15 protein-coding genes are annotated in these 17,511 nt (G+C 67.7%); 6 read left to right on the top strand and 9 right to left on the bottom strand.

Annotated features, from left to right (window positions below):
• The 4 genes from mrdA to CFB52_RS16480 all read right to left on the bottom strand — a co-directional run bounded on the left by mrdA (nt 1) and on the right by CFB52_RS16480 (nt 5,143).
• Nucleotides 1-2,280, bottom strand: a complete 2,280-nt coding sequence (gene mrdA, locus CFB52_RS16495) for a penicillin-binding protein 2 (protein WP_099316930.1) — start codon at nt 2,278-2,280, stop codon at nt 1-3.
• Nucleotides 2,281-2,381: 101 nt separating this feature from the next.
• Nucleotides 2,382-2,894, bottom strand: coding sequence for a rod shape-determining protein MreD (mreD, locus tag CFB52_RS16490; protein WP_006477476.1), 513 nt, complete (start codon nt 2,892-2,894; stop codon nt 2,382-2,384).
• A complete protein-coding gene (gene mreC, locus CFB52_RS16485; protein ID WP_099316929.1) occupies nt 2,891-3,961 on the bottom strand; it encodes a rod shape-determining protein MreC in 1,071 nt (356 codons plus the stop codon). The genes mreD and mreC overlap by 4 nt, the downstream gene beginning before the upstream one ends.
• A gap of 138 nt (nt 3,962-4,099) precedes the next feature.
• On the bottom strand, nt 4,100-5,143 hold the full coding sequence (locus tag CFB52_RS16480) for a rod shape-determining protein (protein WP_004189550.1): 1,044 nt from the start codon (nt 5,141-5,143) through the stop codon (nt 4,100-4,102).
• 366 nt (nt 5,144-5,509) lie between these two features.
• Here CFB52_RS16480 and gatC point away from each other — a divergent pair, with 366 nt between their 5' ends.
• From gatC to CFB52_RS16455, 5 genes are all read left to right on the top strand, one after another.
• Nucleotides 5,510-5,809 carry an Asp-tRNA(Asn)/Glu-tRNA(Gln) amidotransferase subunit GatC gene (gene gatC / locus CFB52_RS16475; RefSeq protein WP_059573621.1) on the top strand — a complete coding sequence of 100 codons (300 nt, stop codon included), beginning with the start codon at nt 5,510-5,512 and terminating at the stop codon, nt 5,807-5,809.
• Between the two features lie 69 nt (nt 5,810-5,878).
• Nucleotides 5,879-7,369, top strand: a complete 1,491-nt coding sequence (gatA, locus tag CFB52_RS16470) for an Asp-tRNA(Asn)/Glu-tRNA(Gln) amidotransferase subunit GatA (protein ID WP_011546474.1) — start codon at nt 5,879-5,881, stop codon at nt 7,367-7,369.
• Between the two features lie 4 nt (nt 7,370-7,373).
• Complete coding sequence (gatB, locus tag CFB52_RS16465) at nt 7,374-8,849, top strand: Asp-tRNA(Asn)/Glu-tRNA(Gln) amidotransferase subunit GatB (protein ID WP_099316928.1); 1,476 nt, start codon at nt 7,374-7,376, stop codon at nt 8,847-8,849.
• Between the two features lie 117 nt (nt 8,850-8,966).
• The gene (locus tag CFB52_RS16460) at nt 8,967-9,806 is read left to right on the top strand and encodes a polyphosphate kinase 2 family protein (protein ID WP_099316927.1); all 840 of its coding nucleotides are present in this window, start codon (nt 8,967-8,969) and stop codon (nt 9,804-9,806) included.
• A gap of 34 nt (nt 9,807-9,840) precedes the next feature.
• Nucleotides 9,841-10,614 carry an exodeoxyribonuclease III gene (locus tag CFB52_RS16455; protein WP_059573624.1) on the top strand — a complete coding sequence of 258 codons (774 nt, stop codon included), beginning with the start codon at nt 9,841-9,843 and terminating at the stop codon, nt 10,612-10,614.
• 105 nt (nt 10,615-10,719) lie between these two features.
• Here CFB52_RS16455 and CFB52_RS16450 read toward each other — a convergent pair whose 3' ends face one another.
• A complete protein-coding gene (locus CFB52_RS16450) occupies nt 10,720-11,772 on the bottom strand; it encodes an NAD(P)-dependent alcohol dehydrogenase (protein ID WP_059573625.1) in 1,053 nt (350 codons plus the stop codon).
• A 227-nt stretch (nt 11,773-11,999) separates the two neighbouring features.
• Here CFB52_RS16450 and CFB52_RS16445 point away from each other — a divergent pair, with 227 nt between their 5' ends.
• Nucleotides 12,000-12,944, top strand: a complete 945-nt coding sequence (locus tag CFB52_RS16445; RefSeq protein WP_059573626.1) for an AraC family transcriptional regulator — start codon at nt 12,000-12,002, stop codon at nt 12,942-12,944.
• A gap of 21 nt (nt 12,945-12,965) precedes the next feature.
• Here CFB52_RS16445 and CFB52_RS16440 read toward each other — a convergent pair whose 3' ends face one another.
• From CFB52_RS16440 to CFB52_RS16425, 4 genes are all read right to left on the bottom strand, one after another.
• Entirely contained in the window at nt 12,966-14,009 is a 1,044-nt protein-coding gene (locus CFB52_RS16440; RefSeq protein ID WP_059573650.1) for a M48 family metallopeptidase, read from the bottom strand.
• Nucleotides 13,999-15,420 (bottom strand): AmpG family muropeptide MFS transporter, encoded by a 1,422-nt coding sequence (locus CFB52_RS16435; protein ID WP_059573627.1) that lies wholly within the window; start codon nt 15,418-15,420, stop codon nt 13,999-14,001. The genes CFB52_RS16440 and CFB52_RS16435 overlap by 11 nt, the downstream gene beginning before the upstream one ends.
• A gap of 116 nt (nt 15,421-15,536) precedes the next feature.
• Nucleotides 15,537-16,145: a methionine biosynthesis protein MetW gene (gene metW / locus CFB52_RS16430; protein WP_059573628.1), complete on the bottom strand. Its 609-nt coding sequence runs from the start codon at nt 16,143-16,145 to the stop codon at nt 15,537-15,539.
• Nucleotides 16,142-17,287, bottom strand: coding sequence for a homoserine O-acetyltransferase (locus tag CFB52_RS16425; RefSeq protein ID WP_059573629.1), 1,146 nt, complete (start codon nt 17,285-17,287; stop codon nt 16,142-16,144). The genes metW and CFB52_RS16425 overlap by 4 nt, the downstream gene beginning before the upstream one ends.
• Nucleotides 17,288-17,511: the final 224 nt, after the last annotated feature.

Genomic DNA, 17,511 nt, shown 5'->3' with positions numbered 1-17,511 from the left:
TTAATGAGCGGTGCCGGCGTCCGCCGCTTTCGCGGGGGCCGTCGCACGATGGTTGTCGTCCCGCGGCGCGGCGACGGCAGGCTGCGCGTCGCTGGCGGGCCGGCGCGGGCGGTGCGGGCGCCGGATCGGCGGCAGGCTCGCGGCCATCGGCGCCGCGGCGCTCGCGTCGGCCGGCGCCGTGGCGCTGGCGCCTGCCGCGCCCGAGGCGCCCGAGGCGCCCGACGCCGCGTCGGCCGCGCTGGCTGCCGACGGCACGACGGGCTGCGGCAGCGCGGTGAAGCCGGCCGCGATCGTGGCCGGCTTCGATGTGTCGCCGACCACGGGCGCGCTCACCGGCTCGGTGGCCGACGCCGCGGCGGCCACGGCCGCGGCTTCGTTCTTCGGGTTCTGGCGCTCGACCAGGTAGTAGTCGAGCACGCGACGCGCGACCGGGCCGGCGGCCTGGGCGCCCCAGCCGCCGTTTTCGACGACCAGCGCGACGGCGATCTGCGGGTGGTCGACCGGCGCATACGCGATGAACAGCGCGTGGTCGCGCAGGTGCTCGGCGAGCAGGTGGCCCTTGTAGTTCGAGCCCTGCAGCGAGAACACCTGCGCGGTGCCGGTCTTGCCGGCGGCGAGGTACTGCGCGCCGCGGAACACCTTGTACGCGGTACCGGACGGGTTCTCGATCACGTTCTCCATCCCGCGTTTCACGACGTCGATGTCGGCTGCCTTCAGCGGGATCACGTCGCTTTCCTTCGGCACCGTCAGGTGGCGCGCGCGCGTGATCGGATCCTCGACTTCCTTCACGAGGTGGGGCTTCATCACGACGCCGTTGTTCGCGAGCGTCGCGGTCGCGTGCGCGAGCTGCAGGATCGTGAACGAGTTGTAGCCCTGGCCGATCCCGAGGCTGATCGTCTCGCCGTCGAACCACTTCTGCTGCGCGGGCTTCTTGAACGCCTTCTTCTTCCAGTCGGTCGACGGCAGGATCCCGCGCGCCTCGCCCTGGATGTCGATGCCGGTGATCTGGCCGAAGCCGAACGGCTTCATGAAGTTCGCGATCGCGTTCACGCCGAGGTCGCGCGCGAGCATGTAGAAGTAGGTGTCGTTCGACACCATGATCGCCTTGTTCATGTCGACCCAGCCCTGGCCCGAGCGCACGTCGTTGCGGAACGTGTGGCCGCCGAACGTGAAGTAGCCCGGGTCCTGGAAGCCCCAGCCCGGCGTGCGCTTGCCGAGCGTCAGGCCCGCGAGCGCCATGAACGGCTTGTACGTCGAGCCGGGCGGGTAGGTGCCGTGCAGCGGGCGGTTCAGGAGCGGCTTGTCGGGCGAGTTGTTCAGCTCGTCCCAGGTCTGCTGGTCGATGCCGTCGACGAACGAGTTCGGGTCGAAGCTCGGCGACGACACGAACGCGAGCACGTCGCCCGTCTTCGGCTCGATCGCGACGAGCGCGCCGCGCTTGCCGGCGAACGCCTGCTCGGCGACCTGCTGCAGCCCGATGTCCAGCGACAGCACGAGATTGTTGCCGGGCGTCGCCTGCGTGCGCGACAGCGTGCGCACCGGCCGGCCGCCGGCCGTCACCTCGACTTCCTCGAAGCCCGTGAGCCCGTGCAGCTCGGTTTCGTAGCTCTGCTCGACGCCGATCTTGCCGATGTAGTCGGTGCCCTTGTAGTTGTTCGCGTCGCGACGCGGATCGTAGTGTTCCTGGTCGCTGTCGTTGTCGTCGCTCATCGCGTCGATGCGATCCTGGTCGCGCTTCGAGATCCGGCCGATATAACCGATCACGTGCGCGGCCGTCATGCCGAGCGGGTACTGGCGGAACAGCCGCGCGCGCACGTCGACGCCGGGGAAGCGGAAACGCTGCGCGGTGAAGCGCGCGACTTCGGCGTCGGTGAGCCGCGTGCGGATCGGCAGGCTCTCGAAGTTCTTCGAGTCTTCCTGCAGCTTCTTGAAGCGGCGGCGGTCGCGGGCGTCGATCGGGACGATCTCGGACAGCTTGTCGATCGTGTTGTCGAGCGTGTCGTCGAGCTTCGACGGCGTGATCTCGAGCGTGTACGCCGAGTAGTTCTTCGCGAGGATCACGCCGTTGCGGTCGGTGATGATCCCGCGGTTCGGCACGATCGGCGCGACCGAGATGCGGTTTTCCTCGGCCTGCAGCGCGTATTTGCCGTGCTGCATCAACTGCAGATAGAAGAAACGGCTCGCGAGCAGCCCGAAGCAGACGAACACGAACACGCCCGCCGCCGCGACGCGCAGGCGGAACCTCGAGAGCTGCTGTTGGGTGTCGTTGAATTCGGTCATTTACTGGCAATCTGGCCCGCGCGCGGGCGAGGGCGAGGTGCCGCCCCGGAGCGCGGCGCGCGGCGGGCGTGGGGGCGGCGGGTATTCAAGGTCGGTCCGGCTCAGATCGGGCGCGTATCGTCCGGGTCGACCGGGCGGCGTTGCGGCATCAGCAGCAGATGGCTCGCGATCGGCCACAGCGCGGCTTCGACGAAACCGTCGACGAGGTAGCGCCAACCGGGGAACGCGGCGCCCATCAGCAGGCGGATCACGAACGGCACGAGCTGCGCGGCGACGAGCAGCGGCGTGACGTACAGCACCTGCACGCCGATCGGCATCCACAGCACGCGGCGGTGGATCGTGATCGCGCCGTACGACAGCAGCGTATAGGCGAGCGCATGCTCGCCGAGCAGCCCCGCGTCGTGCACGTCCATCAGGATGCCGAGCGCGAACGCGACGCCCATCCCGACCTTGCGCGGCTGGTGGATGTTCCAGAACAGCAGCACCAGCGCGACGAAGTCGGGCACGCCGGGCAGGCGGCCCCACGGCATCAGGTTCAGCAGGAACGCGGCGGCGAGGCTGAAGACGATGAAGTACGGATTGACCGGCTGCAGGATGTATTGCGGGCGGTTCATCGCTGGGCTCCAGATTGCCCGGCGGCGGGCTTCGCGGGCGCGGCGGCGGGCTGGGCCGGCGCCGGCGCCGGCGCCGGCTTCGCGCCGGGCTGGGCCGCGGCGGCCGGCTTCGCGTTCGCGTCGGCCTTGTCGGTTTTCTCGGCCTTCTCGCCCTTTGCGGCGGCTTTCGCGCCCTTCTTGCCCTTCGCGTTCTTCTCGGCGGCGGGATCGGGCTCGGCCGGGCGCGGCGGGATGTCGTTCCGGTAATGCAGCACGAGCATCTGGCGCGCGCCGCGCACGGCCGCGACCGGTGCGCAGGTCACGCGCGCGAACGCGGTATCGGCGAGCTTGTCGACGCGCACGACCTTCGCGACCGGCAGGCCGGGCGGATAGACGCCGTCGAGGCCGCTCGTGACGAGCTCGTCGCCGGCGACGAGATCCGCGCTCGTCGGCACGAAGCGCAGGTCGAGCGAATCGCCCTTCGGCGTGCCGTAGATCACGCTGCGCAGGCCGGTGCGCAGCACCTGCACGGGAATCGCGAGATCGCGGTCGGTGACCAGCGTGACTTCGGATTGCAGCGGGAACACGCGCGTGACCTGGCCGACCACGCCGTCCTCGCTGACGACGGGCGAGCCGTCCTGGATGCCTTGCTGCGAGCCTTGGCCGATCACGATCTTCTGCGTGAACGGGTCGCTCGTGTCGTACTGGATCTCGACCGGCGTCGATTGCGTCGCGATGTGCTGGCGCAGCTCGAGCACCGCGCGCAGATGGATGTTCTCCTGCGCAAGCACCGCGGCCTGGTTGGCCTGCGTGGACAGTTGCAGGTTGCGCTTGCGGAGGTCGTCGTTCTCGTGGCGCAGCGACGCGCCGGTGACGGCGATGTCGGCCGCGCCCATGAACAGGTCGCGCGGCACGAGCGCCGCGCGTTGCAGCGGGTACAGCACGGTGCCGAGTACGCCGCGCACGATTTCGAGCGTGCTGAAGCGCGCGTCCGACACGAGGAGCGCGATGGCGAGGGCGACGAAGAAGATGAGCCGCGCGAGCGCGGGCGGACCTTGCTTGAAGAGGGGCGGCGGACTGTATTCCATGGTCGGCGCCGGGCGCGTGTGATCGGTTAAATAATGCTCAGACGCGCAAACGGCGCGGCGGTTCGTTCTGAACGAGCGATCCGGCCACGCCGCGGGTGCGCCATATCAAACGGGACTGCCTAGGCGATCACTGGGCGATCACTCGTACGAGAAGATGCTGCCCAGCTTGTCCATGCGCTCGAGCGCCATGCCCGAACCGCGCACGACGCAGGTCAGCGGATCTTCCGCGACGAGCACCGGCAGGCCGGTTTCTTCCGCGAGCAGGCGATCGAGGTCGCGCAGCAGCGCGCCGCCGCCCGTCAGCATCATCCCGCGCTCGGCGATGTCGGCGCCGAGTTCCGGCGGCGTCTGTTCGAGCGCGATCTTCACCGACGACACGATCTGGTTCAGCGGATCGGTCAGCGCTTCGAGGATTTCGTTGCTGGAGATCGTGAAGCTGCGCGGGATGCCTTCCGACAGGTTGCGGCCCTTCACTTCCATTTCCTTGACTTCGGAGCCCGGGAACGCGGAGCCGATTTCCTTCTTGATCGCCTCGGCGGTCTGCTCGCCGATCAGCATCCCGTAGTTGCGGCGGATGTAGTTGACGATCGCCTCGTCGAACTTGTCGCCGCCGACGCGCACCGAGCCCTTGTAGACGATGCCGCCGAGCGAGATCACGCCGACTTCAGTCGTGCCGCCGCCGATGTCGACGACCATCGAGCCGGTGGCTTCCGATACCGGCAGGCCCGCGCCGATCGCGGCCGCCATCGGCTCCTCGATCAGGTAGACCTGCGATGCGCCGGCGCCGTGCGCGGCTTCCTTGATCGCGCGGCGCTCGACCTGGGTCGAGCCGCACGGCACGCAGATGATGATGCGCGGCGACGGCGAGAACATGCGCGACTCGTGCGCCGTCTTGATGAACTGCTTGATCATCTGCTCGGTGACGGTGAAGTCGGCGATCACGCCGTCCTTCATCGGGCGGATCGCCTCGATGTTGCCGGGCACCTTGCCGAGCATCTGCTTGGCTTCCTTGCCGACCGCCTGGATCGTCTTCTTGCCGTTGGGGCCGCCTTCCTGGCGGATCGACACGACGGACGGCTCATCGAGCACGATGCCCTTGCCGCGCATGTAGATCAGGGTGTTTGCGGTGCCGAGGTCGATCGCGAGATCGTTGGAGAAGTAGCTGCGCAAAAAACCGAACATTCAGAATCCTGTTTCGCTCTGGGCCGGCCCTGCATAGCGAGCGCTGAGGGCGGCAGCGGAAAAAATAACAGCCTCGGGAAGCGTGGCGGAAGCGGCCGCCGCGGCGCACGAAGCTGCGAGTGATGTCTACCGGGGATCGCACGAAGCACGCACGGCTTGCCGAAACAGGGCGAAACGGTGCGGGAAAAGGCTGCCGGGTTTGGGTCGAACGCGTAATGATACCTTATAATTTCGCGGTATTTGAATCGAAACGGGCGGTATTTTTGCCGCTTCGGCCCCGATTTTTGAGGGTGGGATCGCACCCTCCAACCCCCCGCCGCAGTGCTGCTTCGATGCACTGCGCAGCCTTGTTTTTCCGGTGATCGCATGGCCCTGACCCTGACCGATGTGAAACGCATCGCGCACCTGGCGCGACTCGAAATGGCCGACGCCGACGCCGAGCACATGCTCGGCCAGCTCAACGAATTCTTCGGCCTCGTCGAGCAGATGCAGGCGGTCGACACCGCCGGCATCGCGCCGCTCGCCCACCCGATCGAACAGATCCAGGCAGTCGCGCAGCGCCTGCGCGACGACGCCGTGACGGAGCTCGTCAATCGCGACGACAACCAGCGTCCGGCGCCGGCCGTCCAGGACGGCCTCTATCTCGTGCCGAAGGTGATCGAGTAAGCATTCGATGACAAGCGCGCCGGCCGTCCAGCGCCGCGCGCCACCCAGAATTCCCAGGAAAACCACTCAATGCATGCAAAAAGCCTGACCGAACTGCGCGCCGCGCTCGCCGCCAAGGAATGCTCGGCCGTCGAGCTCGCGCAGCACTATCTGAAACGGATCGACGCCGCGCGCGACCTGAACGCGTTCGTCCACGTCGACGCCGACCTCACCCTCGCGCAGGCGAAAGCCGCCGACGCGGAGCTCGCGCGCGGCGCGGGCGGCGCGCTCACCGGCCTGCCGATCGCGCACAAGGACGTGTTCGTCACGCGCGGCTGGCGCTCGACCGCCGGCTCGAAGATGCTCGCGAACTACGAGAGCCCGTTCGACGCGACCGTCGTCGCCCGCCTGCAGGCGGCCGGCATGGTCACGCTCGGCAAGACCAACATGGACGAGTTCGCGATGGGCTCGTCGAACGAGAATTCGGCGTTCGGCGCGGTGAAGAACCCGTGGGACACGAACGCGGTGCCGGGCGGCAGCTCGGGCGGCAGCTCGGCCGCCGTCGCCGCGCGCCTCGCGCCGGCCGCGACCGGCACCGACACCGGCGGCTCGATCCGCCAGCCCGCGTCGTTCGCGGGCGTGACGGGCATCAAGCCGACCTACGGCCGCGTGTCGCGCTACGGGATGATCGCGTTCGCGTCGTCGCTCGACCAGGGCGGCCCGATGGCGCAGAGCGCGTCCGACTGCGCGCTGCTGCTGAACGCGATGGCCGGCTTCGACGAGCGCGACTCGACGAGCCTCGAGCGCGACGACGAAGATTTCACGCGTCACCTCGGCCAGCCGTGGGCGGCCGGCAACGACGCGGGCAAGCCGCTCGCCGGCCTGCGCATCGGCCTGCCGAACGAGTATTTCGGCGCCGGCCTCGCCGACGACGTGCGCGCGACGATCGATGCGGCGCTCAAGCAATATGAAGCGCTCGGCGCCACGCTCGTGCCGGTGTCGCTGCCGAAGACGGAACTGTCGATCCCCGTGTACTACGTGATCGCGCCGGCGGAGGCCTCGTCGAACCTGTCGCGTTTCGACGGCGTGCGCTTCGGCCACCGCGCCGCGCAGTACGGCGACCTGCTCGACATGTACAAGAAGTCGCGCGCCGAAGGCTTCGGGCCGGAAGTGAAGCGCCGGATCCTCGTCGGCACGTACGTGCTGTCGCACGGCTACTACGACGCGTACTACCTGCAGGCGCAGAAGATCCGCCGCATCATCGCGAACGATTTCCAGGAAGCGTTCAAGTCCTGCGACGTGATCATGGGCCCGGCGTCGCCGACGGTCGCATGGGATCTCGGCGCGAAGGGCGACGATCCGGTGCAGATGTATCTCGCGGATATCTACACGCTGTCGGTGAGCCTCGCGGGCCTGCCCGGCATGAGCGTGCCGTGCGGCTTCGGCGCGGGCGCGAACGCGAAGCGCCCGGTCGGCCTGCAGATCATCGGCAACTATTTCAACGAAGCCCGGATGCTGCAGGTCGCGGACGCGTTCCAGCGCGCGACCGACTGGCACAAGCAAGTTCCGGCGGGGGTGTAAGCATATGGCTACTCAGTGGGAAGTCGTCATCGGTCTCGAGACGCACGCGCAACTGTCGACCGTCTCGAAGATTTTCTCGGGCGCATCCACGCAGTTCGGCGCCGAGCCGAACACGCAGGCGTGCCCGGTCGACCTGGCGCTGCCGGGCGTGCTGCCGGTGCTGAACCGCGGCGCGGTCGAGCGCGCGATCCGCTTCGGCCTCGCGATCGGCTCGACCATCGCGCCGCGCAGCATCTTCGCGCGCAAGAATTATTTCTACCCCGATCTGCCGAAGGGCTATCAGATCAGCCAGTACGAGATTCCGGTCGTGCAGGGCGGCCGGATCACGATCCAGGTGCCCGCCAACGAAAAGGCCGGCAAGCCCGCGTACGAGAAGACGGTCAACCTGACCCGCGCGCACCTCGAGGAAGACGCGGGCAAGTCGCTGCATGAAGACTTCGCCGGGATGACCGGGATCGACCTGAACCGCGCGGGCACGCCGCTGCTCGAGATCGTCACCGAGCCGGAAATGCGCAGCGCGGCCGAGGCCGTCGCGTACGCGAAGGCGCTGCACGCGCTCGTCGTGTGGCTCGGCATCTGCGACGGCAACATGCAGGAAGGCTCGTTCCGCTGCGACGCGAACGTGTCGGTGCGCCCGGTCGGCCAGGAGAAGTTCGGCACGCGCGCGGAAATCAAGAACCTGAACTCGTTCCGTTTCCTCGAGGAAGCGATCAATTACGAAGTGCGCCGTCAGATCGAGCTGATCGAGGACGGCGGCGAAGTCGTGCAGGAAACGCGCCTGTACGATCCGGACAAGCGCGAGACGCGTTCGATGCGCAGCAAGGAAGACGCGCACGATTACCGCTACTTCCCCGATCCCGACCTGATGCCGCTCGTGATCGGCCAGGACTGGATCGAGCGCGTGCAGTCCGGCATGCCCGAGCTGCCGGCCGCGATGCAGCAGCGCTTCGTCGACGAATACGGCGTGTCCGCGTACGACGCGGGCGTGCTGACGTCGAGCAAGGCGATGGCCGCGTACTTCGAGGCGGTGGTCGCGAAGGCCGGCGCGGCGAACGCGAAGATCGCCGCGAACTGGCTGATGGGCGACGTGTCGTCGCAGCTGAACCGCGACGGCATCGAGATCGACGTGATTCCGGTGTCGGCCGCGCAGCTCGCGCAGCTGTTGCAGCGCATCGCCGACGGCACGATCTCGAACAAGATCGCGAAGGAAATCTTCGCGACGATCTGGGACGAGAAGGCGACCGACGAAGGCGCGGCCGATCGCATCATCGACGCGAAGGGGCTGAAGCAGATCTCCGACACCGGCGCGCTGGAAGCGATCATCGACGAAGTGCTCGCGGCGAACGCGAAGTCGGTCGAGGAATTCCGCGCGGGCAAGGAAAAGGCGTTCAACGCGCTGATCGGCCAGGCGATGAAGGCGACGAAGGGCAAGGCCAATCCGCAGCAGGTCAACGAACTGCTGAAGAAGAAGCTCGGCTGAGCATGCGCGCGCGCCTGACCCGCGCTTGACGACGGGCCGCACCGGACGCGTTCGGGCGGCCCGTCGCATTTGGTGGATGCGTTATCGTATGCATCGTACCGCCCAACGGAGGAACGAATGGCGAAACAACCGTCGCTCGACGATTTCCGCGTGCCGTACAGCACGCGCGAGAAGGAAGCCGCCGCATTCAAGCTCGACGCGTTTGACCCGGCCGCGAAGCCGTTTTCGTCCGGCTCGAAGGAGGCCGACCGCGAACGGCTGTCGGCGGTGTCGACCGAGCTCGACGTGCAGCAGGAGCGCCTGCACACGCAGCAGAAGAAGCGCGTGCTGCTCGTGCTGCAGGGGATGGATACGAGCGGCAAGGACGGCACCGTGCGCGCGGTGTTTCGCGAGGTCGATCCGCTCGGCCTGCGCATCGTGCCGTTCAAGGCGCCGACGCCGATCGAGGCCGCGCACGACTTCCTGTGGCGCGTGCATGCGCAGGTGCCGGCCGCGGGCGAGCTCGCGATCTTCAACCGCAGCCACTACGAGGACGTCCTCGTGCCGCGCGTGCTCGGCGCGATCGACGACAAGGAGTGCGAGCGCCGCTACCGGCAGATCCGCGATTTCGAGACGATGCTGTTCGAGAACGGCACGACCATCGTCAAGTGCTTCCTGCACATCTCGAAGGACGAGCAGCGCGAGCGGCTCCAGGCGCGCATCGACGATCCGACCAAGCACTGGAAATTCGACATCGCCGACCTCGACGCGCGCAAGCACTGGGACGCCTACCAGTCCGCGTACCGCGACGCGCTCGCCGCGACGTCGGCCGAGCATGCGCCATGGTACGTGATCCCGGCGAACTCGAAGACGCACCGCAACGTGATGATCGCCGAGCTGCTGCTGCGCACGATGACCGACATGAAGCTGGAATTCCCGCCGCCGAAGCCCGAGCTCGACGGCGTGAAGATCCGATAACCCTGTAAAAACATCGAACTGAACGGAACCCGACATGATGCGAGTGATTACCGCCAACCTGAACGGCATCCGCTCCGCCGCGAAGAAGGGCTTCTTCGACTGGCTCGGCGAACAGAACGCCGATTGCGTGTGCGTGCAGGAAATCAAGGTATCGGCCGACGACCTGCCGGCCGAATTCGTCGAGCCGCACGGCTTCAAGAGCTATTTCCACCACGCGGAGAAGAAGGGCTACAGCGGCGCGGGCGTGTACAGCCGCCGCGAGCCCGACGACGTGATCATCGGCTTCGGCAGCAGCGAATTCGATCCGGAAGGGCGCTACGTCGAGGCGCGCTACGGCAAGCTGTCGGTCGTGTCGGTGTACGTGCCGTCCGGCTCGAGCGGCGAGGAGCGCCAGCAGGCGAAGTACCGCTTCATGGCCGAATTCATGCCGCACCTCGCCGCGCTGAAGAAGAAGCGCGAGGTGATCCTGTGCGGCGACGTGAACATCGTCCACAAGGAAATCGACATCAAGAACTGGAAGAGCAACCAGAAGAACTCGGGCTGCCTGCCGGAAGAGCGCGCGTGGCTCACGAAGCTGTTCGACGACGTCGGCTACGTCGACGTGTTCCGTACGCTCGACCCGCGTCCCGAGCAGTACACGTGGTGGAGCAACCGCGGCCAGGCGTACGCGAAGAACGTCGGGTGGCGGATCGATTACCAGATCGCGACGCCGGGCGTGGCCGGCACCGCGAAACGCACGTCGATCTTCAAGGACATCAAGTTCAGCGACCATGCGCCGCTGACGATCGACTACGACTATACGAAGTGATGGCCGGCGCTGCGCCTGCGCGCAGCCGCCGAGCCATTCGTCCGGTCGCCGGACGCAAGACGGGCCGCCTGTCCGACAGGCGGCCCGTTTTGTTTGCCGCGGCGCTTACTGCTTGAGCGACGCCATGTCGATCACGAACCGGTATTTCACGTCGCTCTTCAGCATCCGCTCGTAAGCAGCGTTGATCTGCTGCATCGGAATCGTCTCGATGTCGGACGTGATCCCGTGCTCCGCGCAGAAATCGAGCATTTCCTGCGTTTCCGCGATCCCGCCGATCAGCGAACCCGCGAGGCGGCGGCGCTTGAAGATGAGGTTGAACACCTGCGGCGACGGATGGTCGTGCTCCGGCGCGCCGACGAGGGTCATCGTGCCGTCGCGCTTCAGCAGGTTCAGGAACGGATTCAGGTCGTGCTGCGCGGCGACCGTGTTCAGGATGAAGTCGAAGCTGTTCAGGTGCGCGTTCATCTGCGCTTCGTCCTTCGAGATCACCACTTCGTGCGCGCCGAGCCGCTTGCCGTCGTCGATCTTCGACGGCGACGTCGTGAACAGCACGACGTGCGCGCCCATCGCGCGCGCCAGCTTCACGCCCATGTGGCCGAGGCCGCCGAGGCCGACGATGCCGACCTTCTTGCCGGGGCCGACGTTCCACTGCCGCAGCGGCGAGTAGGTCGTGATCCCCGCGCACAAGAGCGGCGCGGCGCCGGCCGGGTCGAGCGTGTCCGGCACGCGCAGCACGAACGCCTCGTCGACGACGAGCTGCGTCGAATAGCCGCCGTACGTGATGTCGCCCGTCACGCGGTCCTGACCGTTGTAGGTGCCGACGAAGCCGTTCTCGCAATACTGCTCGAGGCCTTCTTCGCAGCTCGCGCAGGTGCGGCACGAATCGACGAGGCAGCCGACGCCGACCAGCTCGCCGACCTTGAAGCGCGACACCTGCGGGCCGGTCGCGGTCACGCGTCCGACGATTTCATGGCCCGGTACGACCGGGTAGATCGTGTTGCGCCATTCGTTGCGCGCCTGGTGAAGATCCGAGTGGCAGACGCCGCAGTAGAGGACGTCGATCTGGACGTCGAGGTCGCGCAGCGCGCGACGCTGGAATTCGAACGGGGCGAGCGGCGATTGCGAATCGGTCGCCGCGTAGGCATAGGTCGTGCTCATGCAATGGGCTCCTTGTCCGGAAAACATCCGGCGAAACAGACTGCCGCCGCACCCTGTGGCGATGCGGCGAGACAGGCCCTCATCGTAAGGAGCGCGGCGCCGCGGCGAAATACACGAAGGTCTGGAAGATTTGCCTATTCCTCTCGAATTGGCCGCGAACGGCCGTCAAAATACGTTCAAGGTGCTACATTGCGAGCCAGATTCTCTTGCCGGACAGGACCACGCCGATGAGCTTCCAGCCCCTTTTGGCCGACGCGGGCGAACGCCTGCAGCGCCGCATGATCGAGCTGCACACGCGCCTCGCGCCGAACGAGGGCGACACGCTCGCGGCGCTCGACGGCGTGCGCTTCATCCGTGTGACGCATCCCGTGCCGCGCATGCCGGTGCTGTACGAGCCGAGCATCATCGTCGTGTGCCAGGGGCGCAAGCTCGGCTATCTCGGCGACCGCTCGTTCGTGTACGACGCGCAGCAATACCTGGTGCTGTCGGTGCCGCTGCCGTTCGAATGCGAGACGTTCGCGAGCACGGACGAGCCGTTTCTCGCGATCTCGATCCGCGTCGATCTCGCGGTGATCGCCGAGCTCGCGATCCTGCTCGACGAGACGCTCGGCGCGGCGGTCAGCGAGCCGCTCGGCGTGTACTCGACGCCGCTCGATGCGCCGCTGGCCGATGCCGTCGTGCGGCTGCTCGAAGCGCTCGCGTCGCCGCACGACACGCGCGTGCTCGGGCCGGCGATCATGCGCGAGATCGCGTATCGCGTGCTGACGGGCGAGCAGGGCGACGCGATGCGCGCGGCGCTCGTGCAGCAGCATCATTTCGGCCGCATCGCGAAGGCGCTGCGGCGCATCCACGCGGAGCTGAAGGCCGATCTCGACGTCGAGACGCTCGCACGCGAAGCCGGGATGAGCCTCGCGGTGTTCCACGCGCAGTTCAAGCACGTGACGGCGACGTCGCCGATGCAGTACGTGAAGACCGCGCGGCTGCACCAGGCGCGGCTGATGATGGTGCGCGACGGGCTCGGCGCCGGCGCGGCGGCCGCGCGGGTCGGCTACGCGAGCGCATCGCAGTTCAGCCGCGAGTTCAAGCGGCTGTTCGGCCGCAGCCCCGGTGACGAGGTGCGCTGGATGCGTGACAGCGGCGTGCGCCCGGCGATGGCCGACGCACACGCGTAGCGCGCGGCGCCGTGCGGCCGCTCAGCGCCGCACGACCTTGCGCCGCTGCGCGCTGATGCCCGCGTAGTCGGGCAGCGATTCGACGCGCTTGCCCGTTGCTTTCGCGTACAGCGGCATCAGGTCCGGCAGCCGGTTCAGCAGATCCTGGCGGCGCGCGGCGCCGTACGGATGCGTGTAGATGAAACCCGTCGCCTTGTTCGCGCGCGTCGCGGCCGCGAGCTTGTCCCACAGCGTGATCGCCGCGCGCGGATCGAAGCCCGCGCGGGCGGCGATGTCGCCGCCGATCACGTCGGCTTCGGTCTCGTCGGTCGGATCGTAGTGGAGCGACTGCAGGCGCTCGCCGAGGTTCAGCGCCTGCGGCAGCGGATCGCCGACGCCGAACAGCGGCGGCAGCGCGGCCGCGCGCAGCGACGTCTGCGAGGTCGCGCCGAAGTTGCTGCGCGCGTGTTCGCGCAGCGCATGCGCGATGCCGTGCGCGAGCAGCACGCCGAGCTCGTCGTCGTTCAGGCGCACACGCTCGAGCATGCCGCCGTACACGAGCACCTTGCCGCCCGGCAGGCAGGTCAGGCGAATGTCGCGCGAACGGATCGCATTGACGTCCCATGCCCAGCTTTTCACGCGGTCGTTCCATTTCACCGAATACGGCGCGAGCTTCGCGACGATCGCACGCAGGCGCTTCACGCGCGGCTGGTTCGCGGGCAGCAGGCGGTTGCTGTCGGCGGCCGTCTGCACGATCTGCGCGTATTCGTTCGCGGTGAGCTGTTCGAGCAGCGGCGACGGAATCAGCGTGCGGAACGCGATCGCGTTGCCGTAGCGGACCTGCTGCGGCGTCGGCGTATAGGCCTTCGCCGGCACCGCGGCGCCGGTCGGCTGCGCGCCTTCGGCGGCGGACGGCGCGGCGGGCGCGGCAGACGTGGCGGCGGCGGGCGGCGTGGCTTGCGCCGCGGCCGGCGCGGAGCCCGCGGCCGTCGCGCCGGTGTCGGTCGCGTGCGCGGCGAGCGCCGCGGCGCCGACGCCCAACGCGGCCGCCACGCGTGCGAGACGGCGCAGGCGGTTACCGCGCACGGCTCGCCTCGCCGTTGCGTGCGGCACCGTTCCACGGCGCGATCCTGAACAGCAGCAGCATGCCGGGAATCGCGAGCGCGGTGCACACGATGAAGTAGTCGAACCAGCCGATCTTCGCGACGATGAAGCCGCTCGCCGCCGACGCGAGCGTGCGCGGCACGGAGGCCAGGCTCGTGAACAGCGCGAACTGCGTGGCCGTGTAGCGCGGATCGGTCGTGCTCGCGATGTACGCGACGAACGCGGCCATCGTCAGCCCGGTCGTGAAGGTTTCGAAGCCGTAGACGATCGCGAGCGCGACCGTCATCGGGCTGAATTGCGGCGTGACGGCGATGCCGAACACCGACAGCGCGGCCGCGATCGCGTGGCTGGTCGACACGGTGAAGTCGTACAGCATCGCGAGCACGGGCGAGCCGGGGCCGAGCTGCGCGAGCCATGCGAAGCCGAGCGTCGACACCATCTGCAGCGCGCCGAAGATCCACAGCCCGCGGCCGATGCCGATCTTCACGAGCCAGATGCCGCCGATGATGCCGCCGGCGACGCTCGCGACGAGCGCGGTGGTTTTCGCGACGATGCCGATTTCGGTGCGCGTGAAGCCGATGTCGAGGAAGAACGACGTCGACAGCGTGGTGGCCATCGTGTCGCCGATCTTGAACAGGAAGATGAACGCGACGACGAGCAGCGCGCCGGCCCAGCCGTCGCGCTGGATGAATTCGCGAAACGGCAGCACGATCGCGTCGCGCAGGTTGCGCGGCGGCGCGCCGGCCACTTCCGGCTCGCGCACGACGAGCGTCATCAGGATGCCCGGCAGCATGAATGCGCCGGTGATCGCGAACACGGCGTCCCACGGCATGTGGTCGGACAGGATCAGCGCCAGCGAGCCGGGAATCAGCGCGGCGAGCTTGTACGCGTTCACGTGCACCGCGTTGCCGAGGCCCTGCTCGGTGTCGCGCAGCAGTTCGCGGCGGTACGCGTCGATCACGATGTCGGCGCTCGCGCCGAAGAACGCGACGAGCGTCGTGAGCGCGGCGACCGTCCAGATCGAGTCGCGCGGCGACACGAAGCCGAGCGCGGCGATCGCGCCGGCGACCAGCACCTGCGTGAGCAGCAGCCAACCGCGCCGGCGGCCCGGCCGCCAGCCGGGCAGCCGCGGGATGTAGCGGTCCATCAGCGGCGCCCACAGGAACTTCCACGTATACGGGAACTGGATCAGCGCGAACAGGCCGATCTCCTTCAGGTTCACGCCCTCGGAGCGCAGCCATGCCTGCACGAGGTAGACGAGCGTGAACAGAGGCAGACCCGACGTGAAGCCCAGGAACACGCAGATCAGCATGTGCTTGTTCAGATAGGCGCGCCAGCCGGGGTGATCCTCGTGAGCGGTGAGTGCGGGCGCCTCGTGTGGCGTTTTCGACATGGACTGGAACTGGGTAGCGTTGACTGAAGGCGGCGGCAGCGCGGGCGGCGCGGCCGGCGAAGGCGGGGCGGCCGCGCGCGTGGGCGGGCCGGATCTTCCGTCAACGGCTCCCCGGCTCAGCTGCGCTTGACGCGATAGACAGCAAGACTACCACGCCAGTTCGCTCCCCATCGAATCGGCTGGCCTTCGTGCAGCACGACGCGGTCGAGGATCGTGACGCCGACTTCGGGCGCGAGCGCCTCGAAATCCTTGATCGTCAGCACCCGCACGTTCGGCGTGTTGTGCCACTGATAAGGCAGCGACTTCGACACCGGCATCCGGCCGCGCAGCACCGACAGCCGGTGCGCCCAGTAGCCGAAGTTCGGGAACGACACGATGCATTCGCGCCCGACACGCGCGGTTTCGCGCAGGATCGCGGCGGTCTGGTGGATCGTCTGAAGCGTCTGTGACAGGATCGCGATGTCGAAGCTGTGATCCTCGAACAGGCGCAGGCCGTCCTCGAGGTTCTGCTGGATCACGTTGATGCCGTTTTTCGCGCTCGCGAGCACGCCCGCGTCGTTCAGCTCGATCCCGTAGCCGGTCACGTCCAGTTCTTCCATCAGCAGCGCGAGCAGCGAGCCGTCGCCGCAGCCGAGGTCGAGCACGCTCGAGCGCGGCTCGACCCAGCGGGCGATCGTGCGGAAGTCCGCGCGCGCGGACAGGGAATTCAGCGCTTGCTGGTTCATGCTCCCACCTCGATGGCGATTCGTTCGTAATACGCGCGGATCAGGTTGTGATAGCGCGCGTCGTCCAGCAGGAACGCATCATGGCCGTGCGGCGCATCGATTTCCGCGTAGCTGACCGTGCGCTTGTTGTCGAGCAGCGCCTTCACGATCTCGCGCGAGCGCGCGGGCGCGAAGCGCCAGTCGGTCGAGAAGCTCGCGATCAGGTACTTCGCCTGCGTATGCGCGAGCGCGGCCGTCAGGTTGCCGTCGAACGCCTTGGCCGGATCGAAGTAGTCGAGCGCGCGCGTGATCAGCAGGTAGGTGTTCGCGTCGAAGTAGTCGGCGAACTTGTCTCCCTGGTAGCGCAGGTACGACTCGACCTCGAACTCGACGTCGAAGCTGAAGTTGTACGCGTCGAGCGCGCCGTCCGCGCGGCGCAGCGCCCGGCCGAATTTCTCGGCCATGTCGTCGTCGGACAGGTACGTGATGTGGCCGATCATCCGCGCGACGCGCAGGCCGCGCTTCGGTTTGACGTTGTGCGCGTAATAGTCGCCGCCGTGGAAATCGGGATCGGACAGGATCGCCGAGCGCGCGACCTCGTTGAACGCGATGTTCTGCGCGGACAGCTTCGGCGTCGACGCGATGTCGATGCAGTGCGCGACGCGCTCGGGATACATCAGGCTCCATGCAAGCGCCTGCATCCCGCCGAGGCTGCCGCCCATCACGGCCGCGAAGCGCTCGATGCCGAACGCGTCGGCGACGCGCGCCTGGGCGTGCACCCAGTCCTCGACGGTGACCACCGGGAACTTGGCGCCGTACGGCTTGCCGGTCGACGGATCGACGCTCATCGGGCCCGTCGAGCCGAAGCACGACCCGAGGTTGTTCACGCCGATCACGAAGAAGCGGTTGGTGTCGAGCGGCTTGCCCGGGCCGACCATGTTGTCCCACCAGCCGGTGCTGCGCGGATCGTCCGCATAGACGCCGGCGACGTGGTGCGACGCGTTCAGCGCGTGGCAGACGAGCACCGCGTTCGAGCGCGCGGCGTTGAGCTCGCCGTACGTCTCGACGACGAGCTGATAGTTGCCGAGCACGCTGCCGCTTTGCAAGCGCAGCGGTTCGGCGAAGTGCATGGTCTGTGGAGCGACGATGCCGATCGATTCCATTCGTTCCGCCTTATGACTGGGCGGCTAAACGGTGTCGGCGATGCGCGGAGGCGAAGGTGCGCGGCTGACGACCTCTTTAGCCGCATTTGTAGTGAACCCACCGGGGGAGCGACGCATCGACGCATCAAACCCCGGCCGGTTCGCGCGCCCGCAATCGAGTCAGCAAATCGGCGCGCTTCCGACCTGCCGCCAGGGGCGGCAAGTCGGCAAAGTATAGCGGAATT

The organism is Burkholderia sp. AU18528 (assembly GCF_002223215.2).
In the GTDB taxonomy this organism is placed as follows: domain Bacteria; phylum Pseudomonadota; class Gammaproteobacteria; order Burkholderiales; family Burkholderiaceae; genus Burkholderia; species Burkholderia semiarida.
This window is presented reverse-complemented; position numbering and strand designations above follow the sequence as displayed.